We start from the raw sequence: 11,413 nt of genomic DNA on the forward strand, positions 1-11,413 counted from the left end.
GGGACTCCTTGTTGCCCATTATGCCCGGCCACACACGGAAATCCTGACAGTCCCCCGCGGCAAGGATGCTGGAACGCTCGGTCGGGGTGAACAGCAGCTGGCCGCGCACCGCGAAGTCGTTGTAGCCGCCCAGCGCATTGTCCTCGCCGGTGAAACCGTTGTCGATCCAGTCGGCACGGTGCTGGAGCTGCGCGGCGATGCGCACCGCGATCTTGTCCTCGACCAGCGCCCCGCCGACCGCACCGTTCACCGAGATGGTGTCGTAGCTGCCATAGGACAGCGAGCCCGAGGCGGTGAATTCCTGGCTCGGCTTGATGCTGGTGATCTTCACCGCGCCCGCCGGCGTGTTGCGGCCGAACAGCGTGCCCTGCGGCCCGCGCAGGATTTCAACGCGCTCGACATCGAACACCGGGAAGCTCTTGAGCGTCACGTTCTCGAGCACGACATCGTCGAGCAGCACCGACACGGGCTGCGAGGCGGCAAGGTCGAAATCGGTGTTGCCGAGGCCGCGGATGTAGAAGCGCGGGGCGACGCGGCCGTTCGAGCTTTCGACGTTGAGGCCGGGCGCGGTGCCGGCCAGCGCGGTGATGTCGCCCGCGCCGCTGAAGATCGCGCCGATGCGCTCCTGATCGAGGATGTCGGCCGAAACCGGCACGTCCTGGAGGTTCTCCTCGCGCCGGTTGGCGGTGACGATGATGGTGGCGAGCTGGCCGTCATCCTCGGTGCTGGCGCCATCCTGGGCGACGGCGGGAGCGGCAAAGCCGAAAGCGGCGGCAGCGGCAAGGACGGTCGAGCCGGCCCATGCAGCACGAATGGCGGAGAAGCGGTGAGACATCGGAAAACCCCCTTGGCTATGGCCTTTGGTATGGTCGGATGGTGCGTAGGTGCGGGCTCGCCCGTGGCATTTCTCGCCGATTCGCGCGAGACAGACCCCCCGCAAATGTTGCGTGAAAGCGACGCTTTTCGGGCGATCTTCGGACGGTTGTTGCAACAGGGTTACAATCAGCGCGTGGCGATGACCGAAATGTGACACATTCGGGGTCGCCGCGCGCCGTTCGCCGGATGTCGAGAAGCGCCATCACCGCGATTGCGCCCGCGCCGCGGCGCGCTATAGCGGCCCCGCGAAGCGGCGGCACCCGGGGCCGCCCCGAAAGCAGGAATGGAGCATCAGGCCATGCAAGTGCGCGTCCTCGTCAGACTGAAGCCCGGAGTGCTCGATCCGCAGGGCCGCGCGGTGCACCATGCGCTCGAGGGCCTTGGCTTCGCAGGCGTGGAGGATGTGCGCATCGGCCGGTTGATCGAGCTCGATCTGGCCGAGGGCACCGACGAGGCGACGATCCGCCAGATGTGCGAGAAGCTGCTCGCCAACACCGTGATCGAGAGCTTCACCATAGAAGGCGCGAACTGATGGCGTTCCGGGCGGCGGTCATCACCTTCCCCGGCTCCAACTGCGACCGGGACATGGCAACGGCGCTGGAAGCGGTCGCGGGCGTGCCGGCGATCCGCGTGTGGCACGGCGATGCCGAACTGCCCGAGCGGCTCGACATGATCGCCCTGCCCGGCGGCTTTTCCTATGGCGATTACCTGCGTTCGGGGGCGATGGCGGCGACCAGCCCGATCATGCGCGCGGTCGTCGCAGCGGCGGAGCGGGGCGTCCCGGTGCTCGGCGTGTGCAACGGCTTCCAGGTGCTCACCGAGGCCCGGCTGCTCCCCGGCGCACTGCTGCGCAATGCCGGGCAGCGCTTCGTGTGCCGCACCGCGAAGCTGACGGTGGAGAACGCCGCCTCCCCCTTCACCGCGGCTTACACCGCAGGCGAGACGATCCGGATCCCGGTCGCGCATCATGACGGCAATTACTACGCCGATGCCGAAACGCTCGACATGCTTGAGGGCGAGGGGCGGGTCGCCTTCCGCTATGCCGAAAGCTGCAACGGCTCGGCGCGCGACATCGCCGGGGTGCTGAGCGCCAACGGCCGGGTGCTCGGCATGATGCCGCACCCCGAACGCGCGATCGAGCCGGCAGCGGTGCCGGCGCTCGGCGGGGCGGACGGGCGGCGATTGTTCGAAGGCGCCCTGGCGAGCCTTGCCGCCGCCGCCTGACGCGGATCAGGCGCGGCGTTCGTGCGCCAGCGTGAACAGCTTGCCGGCATCCTCGGCGGTCATCGGCCGGCCGAAATAGTACCCCTGGATCTTGTCGCAGCCGAGGTTGCGGATCAGCGCCGCCTCCTCGACGGTCTCGACACCCTCGGCGGTGGTCGACATGTCGAGGCTCTTGGCCATCGCCACCACCGCATTGATGATCGCGAGGCTCTCCGCGCTGCCCTGCGCCGCGCCCTGCACGAAGGTGCGATCGACCTTGATGGTCGAGAACCGCAACTTGCGCAGATAGCCGAGCGAGGAATAGCCCGTGCCGAAGTCGTCGAGCGCGACCGAACAGCCCAGCGCCATCACCTGCTCGAGCGCATTGCGGGCAACGCTGGCATCGCGCAGGAAGATGCTCTCGGTCACCTCCACCTCGAGCCGCTCGGGGCGCAGGCCCGTCGCCGCGAGCGCCTGCACCACTTCGGCATGGAAGCCCGGTTCGAGCAGCTGTTCGGGCGAGACGTTGACGTTGACCTTGACGTGATCGGGCCAGTTGCGCGCTTCCTCGCAGGCCTTGCGCATCACCCACTGACCGATCGGGACGATCAGGCGGGTGTCCTCGGCGAGCGGGATGAACTTGCCCGGGCTGACAAAGCCGTGCTCTGCGGAATTCCAGCGCACCAGCGCCTCGAAGCTCACCACCTGTTCGGAATGCGCGTCGACGACGGGCTGGTAGTGCAGCACCATCTCGTCGCGGCCCAGCGCCTTCCTGAGCGCAACCTCGAGCTGGCGGCGCTCCTCGGCCGAAGCGTGGAGCACCGGTTCGAAGCGGCAATGCTCGCCCCCGCCCATGTCCTTGGCGCGGTAGAGCGCCAGGTCGGCATTGCGCATCATCTCCTCGACCGTGCCGCCATCGCGCGGGCCCTCGGCCGAGCCGACGCTCGCGCCGACATAGAGCGTGTGGTGATCGACCTGATAGGGCTCCGACAGGCGCTCGATCACCCGGCGGGCGATGTCGCGCACGATGCCGGTCTGGCTCGCATCGCGGATCACGATCGCGAATTCGTCCCCGCCCAGACGGCCGCACAGCTGGTTGTCGCCCATCAGCGATTGCAGCCGCGCCGAAACCTGCGCGAGCAGCTTGTCGCCCGTCATGTGCCCGAGCGAATCGTTCACCGCCTTGAACCGGTCGAGGTCGACCATCAGCAGCGCGCAGCGCGTGCGCCACTGCACGGCATAGCGCAGCGCCTCGCCCAGCGCTTCGGTCAGCTGCAGGCGGTTGGGCAGCTGGGTGAGCGTATCGTAGCGCGCGAGATAGGCGATCTTTTCCGAGGACTTGCGCTGTTCGGTGACGTCCGAGCCGACGCCGCGGAAACCCGTGAAGCGGCCCTGCTCGTCGCGCATCGGCGTGCCCGAAAGCTCCCACCAGCGCTCCTCGCCCATGATCGAGACCTGCACCAGCATGTTCGAGAAGTTCTCGCGGTTCTTGAGCCTTTCGGCCAGATCGTGGAGGCTCGCGGGGAACTGCCCGCTCGACCAGCGGGTGCCCGCGATCAGCTCGAGCAGCGGCTTGCCCTCGACCTCGGCCTGCGGGCAGCCGAGCGCGAAGGCGAAGCGCGGGGACACCGCGCGCAGCCGCCGCGCGGGATCGACTTCCCACAGCCAGTCGGCCTCGTTCTCCTCGAACTCGCGCAGCAGCAGCGAGACCACCGCCTCCTTCTCCGCCACCGCCGCCTCGGCGAGCCGCGCCTTGACGAAGGTGGTGCGGATCTCGATCGTGGCGACGAGGTTGGCGATGGTGAGGAGGATCACCCCGCCCAGCGCGTGCCATTGCCCGGCCAGCGCCTGGCTGACCATCGCGCCCGCCCCGAGCACCGCGATGTAGATCAGCACGCTCAGCGGCGAGGTCGAATAGACGAAGGTCGAGGCGCTCATCAGCGCGAGGATGATCAGCAGCAGGCTCGTCGCCTGCACGCCATCCGAAAGCCACGGAAACAGCAGCAGCGCCGCCGCCCAGCAGAGGGCGCCCGCCAGCGCGTTGAGGTTCTGCGCGCGTTCGGGGTCCGCAAGGCCGCTCCGCGCGCCGGTCTCGATCAGCTGCATGTCGGTGTGGCGGGTGCGCAGGAGGATCACCGCGAGCAGCCCGGCCCAGGGCAGCACCACCGCAAGCCCGATCAGCGGGCCGAAGATGCTGACGACGAAGGCGGCCAAAAGTCCGTTGGCGATCAGCCGGTTGCGGCTTGCCCGGGTCAGGCCGGCCACATCCTCGGCCCGCAGCCGCGTCGGATCGAACGCGGCATTGCGAGTCAATCCGAGCACGTCGGACAGCGGCAATTCGGCGGGAAGCGCCGGTTGCGGTGAGGTGATATCCTTGCCCACGAGGCTTGGATTAACGGCGAATGGTTAGTGCCCGGTAAAGTTCGCCGCCAAATCAACGGAGCAGCATGGTTAACGCCAGGCTCCGTATCCGGGGCGAGGCGGCTCTGCGGCGGGTGCTTACTCGACCGTCACCGACTTGGCGAGGTTGCGCGGCTGGTCGACATCGGTGCCCTTCACCACCGCGACGTGGTAGGCGAGCAGCTGCACCGGCACGGCATAGACCAGCGGCACGATCAGCGGGTGGACGACGGGCATCTCGATCGTGGCAAGGCAGCCCTCGCCCGCCGCAGCGATGCCTTGCGCGTCCGAGATCAGCACCACCTGCCCGCCGCGGGCGCGCACCTCCTCCATGTTGGAGACCGTCTTCTCGAACAGCGGGCCCGAGGGAGCGATCACCACCACCGGCACGGCATCGTCGATCAGCGCGATCGGCCCGTGCTTCATCTCGCCCGCGGCATAGCCCTCGGCGTGGATATAGCTGATTTCCTTGAGCTTCAGTGCGCCTTCCAGCGCCAGCGGATAATCCTGCCCGCGCCCGAGGTAGAGCACGTCGCGCGCCGGCGCGATGAGGTGCGCCATCGCGGCGATATCATCGTCATGCGCGAGGGCTGCGTTGAGGGCAGCAGGCGCCTCGAGCAGGTGGCGCACGATTTCGGCCTCCTGTTCGCGGTTCAAGCGGCCCTTCTTCACCGCCATGTGCGCGGCCAGTGCGGCGAGCACGGCAAGCTGGCAGGTGAAGGCCTTGGTCGAGGCGACGCCGATTTCCGGCCCCGCGTGGGTCGGCAGCAGCAGGTCGGCCTCGCGCGCCATGGTGCTGGTCGGCACGTTGACGACGACGCCGATGGTCTGGCCGTGGGCCTTGCAGTGCCGCAGCGCCGCCAGCGTGTCCGCAGTCTCGCCGCTCTGCGAGATGAACAGGGCAAGGCCCCCTTCCTCCAGCACCGGCTCGCGGTAGCGGAACTCGGAGGCGACATCGATGTCGACCGGCACGCGGGCGAATTGCTCGAACCAGTATTTCGCCACCATCCCCGCATAGAAGCTCGTGCCACAGGCGACGATCGTCAGCCGACGCACCGCCGAGAGGTCGAAATCGATCTGCGGCAGCGCGACCGAATTGTCCGAACGGCGCAGGTAGGAGCCGAGCGTCTGCGCCACCACGGTGGGCTGCTCGTAGATCTCCTTCTGCATGAAGTGGCGGTAATTGCCCTTCTCGACCGCCGCCGCCGAGGCGCCGGAGAAGCGGATCTCGCGCGTGACCGGGTTGCCATCGACATCGAAGATCTCGGCGCTGTCGCGGCGGATCACCACCCAGTCCCCCTCATCGAGATAGGCGATGCGCTGGGTGAGCGGCGCCAGCGCCAGCGCGTCGGAGCCGAGATACATCTCCGCGTCCGCGCCTTCGGGCCCGTAGCCCACCACCAGCGGCGAGCCGAGGCGCGCGCCGATCAGCAGCTCGGGGTGCTGGCGGAAGGCGATCGCGAGCGCGAAGGCACCGCGCAGGCGAGGCAAGACCGCACGCACGGCCGCCACCGGATCGGCCCCGCCCTCGACCTCGGCCGAGATCAGGTGGGCGACCACCTCGCTGTCGGTCTCGCTCTCGAAAGTGCGGCCCAAGGCGGCGAGTTCGGCGCGCAACTCCTTGAAGTTCTCGATGATCCCGTTGTGGACGATCGCCACCTCGCCGGTCGCGTGCGGGTGGGCGTTGGACGCGGTCGGCGCGCCATGGGTTGCCCAGCGCGTGTGGGCGATGCCGACCTCGCCGGGAGCCGGATCGCCGGCGAGCACCGTCACCAGGTTGGCAAGCCGCCCTTCCGCCCGCCGCCGCACCAGCGCACCATCGTGCAGCGTGCAGATCCCGGCGCTGTCATAGCCGCGATATTCCATGCGCTTGAGCCCGTCGACCAAGCGGTCGGCAACGCTGCTCTGGCCGACAATCCCGATGATGCCGCACATGTCCTGTGGCTCTTCCCTTCAGCTCGTTCGCTCTGTTCGATTTCGCCCTCTAGCCTGCCGATCCTTAACGGCAAGCCCAACCGAAGGGGGGCCGGACAGGCTTAGGAAAAAAACAACCATTCCCTCCTATTCACCATTTCTCGTGACGTCGCTTTCGCCTGTTCAGGGCGAGCTCGACGCAGTTTGATTGGGACCCTCGGGGGCTTGGAATGAGCGCATTCGGCAAAAAGGGCAACGCAGGCGGGATGAAGCCGGGCTCGCGGCCCGCTTTCGGCGTCGCACGCCCGATGAAGGGTGTGGGCGCTGCCCCGCGCGGCGGCGAACAGTTTCCGCCGCTGCCCGGCGAGGCCCCCGCGCCGCGACCTGCGCCGGCCCCCGGCCCCTCGCTCGCCAAGCCGCAATCGACCTCCGAGGCGATCGACCGCCTCAACGAGCGCATGCAGGCCATCAACGCGGCCGAATCCGAAGTCGGCGGCTTCGAGGCCAGCGTCCACAAGATCAAGGAACAGGTGCTCCCGCGCCTGCTCGAACGTGTCGACCCCGAAGCGGCGGCGACGCTTTCCAAGGAAGAGCTCTCCGAGGAATTCCGTCCGATCATCATGGAGGTGCTGGCCGAGCTCAAGGTCACGCTCAACCGGCGCGAGCAGTTCGCGCTGGAAAAGGTGCTGATCGACGAGCTGCTCGGCTTCGGCCCGCTCGAAGAGCTGCTCAACGACCCCGACGTGTCCGACATCATGGTCAACGGTCCGGACCAGACCTACATCGAAGAGAAGGGCAAGCTGCAGCTCGCCCCGATCCGCTTTCGTGACGAGCAGCACCTGTTCCAGATCGCCCAGCGCATCGTCAACCAGGTCGGCCGCCGCGTCGACCAGACCACCCCGCTCGCCGACGCCCGTCTCAAGGACGGCAGCCGTGTGAACGTGATCGTGCCGCCGCTCTCCCTGCGCGGCACCGCGATCTCGATTCGTAAGTTCTCCGAAAAGCCGATCACGCTCGACATGCTGCGCGATTTCGGTTCGATGTCGGACAAGATGTGTACGGCGCTCAAGATCGCGGGCGCGTGCCGGATGAACATCGTCATCTCGGGCGGTACGGGTTCGGGTAAGACGACCATGCTCAACGCCCTGTCGAAGATGATCGACCCGGGCGAGCGCGTGCTGACCATCGAGGACGCGGCGGAACTGCGCCTGCAGCAGCCGCACTGGCTGCCGCTCGAAACCCGCCCGCCGAACCTCGAAGGCCAGGGCGCGATCACCATCGGCGACCTCGTGAAGAACGCCCTGCGTATGCGTCCTGACCGCATCATCCTCGGGGAAATCCGCGGCGCGGAGTGTTTCGACCTCCTCGCGGCGATGAACACCGGTCACGACGGATCGATGTGCACGCTCCACGCCAACAGCCCGCGCGAGTGCCTTGGCCGTATGGAGAACATGATCCTGATGGGCGACATCAAGATCCCCAAGGAAGCCATCAGCCGCCAGATCGCCGAATCGGTCGACCTGATCGTGCAGGTGAAGCGTCTGCGCGACGGTTCGCGCCGCACCACCAACATCACCGAGGTGATCGGGATGGAGGGCGACGTGATCGTGACGCAGGAGCTGTTCAAGTTCGAATATCTCGACGAGAGCGAGGACGGCAAGATCCTCGGCGAATTCCGCGCCTCGGGCCTGCGCCCCTACACGCTCGAAAAGGCCCGCCAGTTCGGCTTCGATCAGGCGTATCTGGAAGCCTGTCTCTAATCAGTCTCTCCCCGTTGCGCAGCAATGGGGAGGTGGCAGCCGCGCCAGCGGCTGACGGAGGGGTAACGAGGCACCAACCCCTCCACTACCCGCTTGGCGGGCGGTCCCCCTCCCCATCGCTTCGCGACGGGGAGGAACGCGTCATCATCCCTTCAGCACCGCCGGCAGCGCCATCGCGAGCAGCCCCGCGCCGAGCATCGCGCTCAGCAGGAACAGCCCCGTCCATGGCACCCACCCGACCTGTTCGAGCCGCGCGAGGTTGCGCGAGCGGCCCCGGCGCCATTCCATCAGGCTCGCGAACACGGCGAACACCAGGCACGCGCCGCCCGCCCACGCGAGTTGCGCGGCATCGCTCAGCAGTTCGAATTGCGCGATCACGTCCATGCCGCGCCATTTAAGGGCGCGCATCGCTTGCGCAATCCCTGCCGGTCGGCCAAGCCCGCCGGTGATGGATGGCTCGATCGCCCGCCCCCGCCCGCTGCTCGCGTTGTTCGTGCGGCTGCTCGCCGCCTTCGCGCTGGCGACGATGGGCATGCTGGTGAAGCTCGCGGGGGAACGCGGCGCGCATCTGGGCGAGCTGATCTTCTGGCGCCAGCTCATCACCACGATCCTGCTCGCCGCGGGGCTGGCGCTGACCGGCAGGTTCGCGCTGCTGAGGACGCAGCGCCTGCCCGCCCATGCCCGGCGCGCCGCGAGCGGGCTGTTCGGGATGATCTTCACCTATGGCGCGGTGCTGCTCCTGCCCCTTGCCGAGGCGACGACCCTCGGTTTCACCGCCCCCGTTTTCGCCGTGCTGCTCGCCATCGTGCTGCTGCGCGAGCGGATCGGCCCCTATCGCTGGAGCGCGGTCGCGATCGGCTTTGCGGGGGTGATCGTGGTGATGCAGCCCTTTTCGGGCCTTCACGAGGGGGTGACGCTCGCCGGGGTCGCTGTCGGCCTCGTCGCGCCCTTCATGGTCGCGCTGATCAGCTTCCAGATCCAGGATCTCAACACCACCGAGAACCCGTGGAGCATCGTCTTCTGGTTCGCAGCGCTGACCACCCCTGTCGCCGCGCTCGCCCTGCCCTTCGTCATCGCCGCGCATGATCCGCTCACCTGGGCGCTGATCCTCGGGATGGGGCTGGTGGGCGCGGCGGCGCAGATGCTGCTGACGACCTCGCTGCGCTTCGGCTCGGCGGCGGTGATCCTGCTGATGGATTACACCGCGCTGCTGTGGGCGAGCTTCTACGGCTATTACATCTTCGACCGCGCCGCGCCCGCCAGCCTGTGGCTCGGCGCGCCGCTGATCATCGGCGCGGGCCTGCTGATTGCATGGCGCGAGCGGCAGCTTGCCCGATCCCGGGTGCATTCCGGCGAATAGGATGAACCTTTCGGGGCGCGGGTAGGGTTCGGCCCGGGGACGATCACCAGGATCGGCCATCAAGGAGCAGCCGCATGAACACCCGCCACAAAATCACCGCCGTCGCGCTCGCCGCGATCACGCTTGCCACCGCCGCCTGCAACACCGTCGAGGGCGCGGGCGAGGATCTGCAGTCGGCCTCGCGCGAGGTGAAGGACGAAATCTGACCCTTTCTGCCCTTTGCGAACGGCGTTTCGTCGCAAAGTCAGGAAATTTTCAGGATTGGGCGGCTTTGATCGGCGGGAAACCACCGATTGGAGCCGCTCGATGATCCGCAACCTGCTCGCCGCCGCCACTCTCGCCGCCCTCGCGCTGACCAGCGCCGGGTGCAACACCGTCGAGGGTGTGGGCGAGGACATCAAGTCCGTCGGCCGCGCCGGAAAACGCGCGATTGACTGATCCGCGCGCCTAAATCGGGCGAAAAACCAGGCTCAAATTATTGGCAGGCATTGCGTGGCGCGCGCTGCGGGCGAGGCCGTGTGCGGCGGCAAGGCTGTCCAGATCTTCGGCACGCCTGAGGCCCCACTCCCTATCCCGCGACCGCAGGCTCTCATCGAAGGCCAGATTCGAGGCAGCCGTGGGCACCCCGTCCTCCAGAAACGGCCCATAGACGATCAGCGGCCCGCCTCCGCTGCCCAACAAACGGGCAGCACCCCGGAAAAGCCCTTGGGTCGCGGCCCACGGGCTGATGTGGATCATGTTGATGCACAATATTGCAGCAGCCTCGGCGACCGGCCAGCTGTCGGGCTCTGCCGCATCCAGCATCACCGGTGCGGACAAGTTCGTGCCCGGATAGTCCGCGCGGTATTCCGCGATCGAAGCGAGCGCGTCGGCTGCCGGATCTGTGGGCAGCCATGCCAATGAACCGAAACGCGTCGCAAAGAACACCGCGTGTTCGCCCGAACCTGCCGCAATTTCGAGCACCGTGCCGGACGCCGGCAATTCGCGCGCGAGCACCTCGGCGATGGCTTCGCGGTTCCTGAGAGCCGCTGGGGCGTGCTTCTTGGCGCTCACGACACCTGGCGCTCCTGCCCCTCCCAATAGGGCGCGCGCAGCTCGCGGCGCAGGATCTTGCCGCTGGCGTTGCGCGGCATCACCGGGATCACGTCAACGCTCTTGGGCGCCTTGAACGCGGCGATCCGCTCGCGCGCCCAGGCGATGACGTCGTCCGCGTCGACCGCCATCCCGGGCTTGGCGACGACGCAGGCCTTGACCTCCTCGCCCCACTTGGCGCTCGGCACGCCGATCACTGCGACTTCGGCAATCGCGGGGTGGCCGTAGATCGCGCTTTCGACCTCGGCCGGATAGACGTTCTCGCCGCCCGAGATGATCATGTCCTTGATGCGGTCCTGGATGTAGACATAGCCGTCCGCGTCCATCACGCCTGCATCCCCGGTGTGGAGCCAGCCGTCGGCATCGATGGTCTTCGCGGTCGCTTCGGGCAGTTTCCAGTAGCCCGCCGTGTTCGAGGGCGAGCGGATGCACACCTCGCCGATCTCGCCGCGCGGCACCTCGACATTGTCGGGCCCGCGCACCGCAATTTCCACCCCGGGCAGCGCCTTGCCGGCCGAGCGCATTCGCTGGTTGCCCTCGAGGCTGTGATCCTCGGGCGGCAGGATCGAGACCGTGCCGGTCGTCTCGGTCATGCCGTAGGCCTGCAGGAACTGGGTGTTCGGCATGGCCTCGACCGCCTGCTTGAGCAGTTCGAGCGGCATCGGCGCGGCACCGTAGATGAGATAGCGCAGGTTCGAAAAGTCCGTGCTCGCCGCCTGCGGGTGCTGGATCACCATCTGCAGCGCGGCGGGCACGAGGAACATGTGCGTCGTCCCCGCCTCGATCGCCGCGAGCACGCCGGCGGGGG

General features: G+C 67.7%; 13 protein-coding genes. 7 read left to right on the forward strand and 6 right to left on the reverse strand.

What is annotated here, in order from left to right:
* On the reverse strand, positions 1–835 hold an 835-nt coding region (locus AX692_RS17155; RefSeq protein ID WP_155646360.1), incomplete at its 3' end, for a TonB-dependent receptor.
* A gap of 63 nt (positions 836–898) precedes the next feature.
* Between AX692_RS17155 and AX692_RS20715 the strand changes: the two genes are divergently transcribed.
* From AX692_RS20715 to purQ, 3 genes are all read left to right on the forward strand, one after another.
* Entirely contained in the window at positions 899–1,030 is a 132-nt protein-coding gene (locus AX692_RS20715) for a hypothetical protein (protein WP_269135509.1), read from the forward strand.
* Between the two features lie 144 nt (positions 1,031–1,174).
* Positions 1,175–1,408 carry a phosphoribosylformylglycinamidine synthase subunit PurS gene (gene purS / locus AX692_RS17160; protein WP_073975708.1) on the forward strand — a complete coding sequence of 78 codons (234 nt, stop codon included), beginning with the start codon at positions 1,175–1,177 and terminating at the stop codon, positions 1,406–1,408.
* Complete coding sequence (purQ, locus tag AX692_RS17165; protein ID WP_073975695.1) at positions 1,408–2,100, forward strand: phosphoribosylformylglycinamidine synthase subunit PurQ; 693 nt, start codon at positions 1,408–1,410, stop codon at positions 2,098–2,100. Before purS ends, purQ begins: the two co-directional genes overlap by 1 nt.
* 6 nt (positions 2,101–2,106) lie before the next feature.
* Here purQ and AX692_RS17170 read toward each other — a convergent pair whose 3' ends face one another.
* Both AX692_RS17170 and glmS read right to left on the reverse strand, forming a co-directional pair.
* Entirely contained in the window at positions 2,107–4,401 is a 2,295-nt protein-coding gene (locus AX692_RS17170) for a putative bifunctional diguanylate cyclase/phosphodiesterase (RefSeq protein WP_081095423.1), read from the reverse strand.
* A 177-nt stretch (positions 4,402–4,578) separates the two neighbouring features.
* A complete protein-coding gene (glmS, locus tag AX692_RS17175; RefSeq protein WP_073975694.1) occupies positions 4,579–6,414 on the reverse strand; it encodes a glutamine--fructose-6-phosphate transaminase (isomerizing) in 1,836 nt (611 codons plus the stop codon).
* A 209-nt stretch (positions 6,415–6,623) separates the two neighbouring features.
* Between glmS and AX692_RS17180 the strand changes: the two genes are divergently transcribed.
* A complete protein-coding gene (locus tag AX692_RS17180; protein WP_081095421.1) occupies positions 6,624–8,153 on the forward strand; it encodes a CpaF family protein in 1,530 nt (509 codons plus the stop codon).
* Positions 8,154–8,297: 144 nt separating this feature from the next.
* On the opposite strand, the gene AX692_RS17185 is transcribed toward AX692_RS17180, so the two are convergent.
* Positions 8,298–8,537: a hypothetical protein gene (locus AX692_RS17185; protein WP_073975693.1), complete on the reverse strand. Its 240-nt coding sequence runs from the start codon at positions 8,535–8,537 to the stop codon at positions 8,298–8,300.
* A 64-nt stretch (positions 8,538–8,601) separates the two neighbouring features.
* Here AX692_RS17185 and AX692_RS17190 point away from each other — a divergent pair, with 64 nt between their 5' ends.
* From AX692_RS17190 to AX692_RS17195, 3 genes are all read left to right on the forward strand, one after another.
* Positions 8,602–9,513, forward strand: a complete 912-nt coding sequence (locus AX692_RS17190) for a DMT family transporter (protein ID WP_073975692.1) — start codon at positions 8,602–8,604, stop codon at positions 9,511–9,513.
* A 74-nt stretch (positions 9,514–9,587) separates the two neighbouring features.
* Positions 9,588–9,719, forward strand: a complete 132-nt coding sequence (locus AX692_RS19845) for an entericidin A/B family lipoprotein (protein WP_155644932.1) — start codon at positions 9,588–9,590, stop codon at positions 9,717–9,719.
* A gap of 100 nt (positions 9,720–9,819) precedes the next feature.
* Complete coding sequence (locus tag AX692_RS17195) at positions 9,820–9,951, forward strand: entericidin A/B family lipoprotein (protein ID WP_073975705.1); 132 nt, start codon at positions 9,820–9,822, stop codon at positions 9,949–9,951.
* A gap of 9 nt (positions 9,952–9,960) precedes the next feature.
* Here the strand turns inward: AX692_RS17195 and AX692_RS17200 are convergent, their stop codons facing one another.
* A complete protein-coding gene (locus AX692_RS17200) occupies positions 9,961–10,566 on the reverse strand; it encodes a DUF938 domain-containing protein (protein WP_081095422.1) in 606 nt (201 codons plus the stop codon).
* Positions 10,563–11,413 (reverse strand): AMP-binding protein (locus AX692_RS17205; protein ID WP_155646361.1); only part of this gene is annotated, 851 nt, incomplete at its 5' end. The genes AX692_RS17205 and AX692_RS17200, both read right to left, overlap by 4 nt.

Origin of the sequence: Erythrobacter donghaensis (assembly GCF_001557325.1) — a bacterium.
GTDB lineage: Bacteria > Pseudomonadota > Alphaproteobacteria > Sphingomonadales > Sphingomonadaceae > Erythrobacter > Erythrobacter donghaensis_B.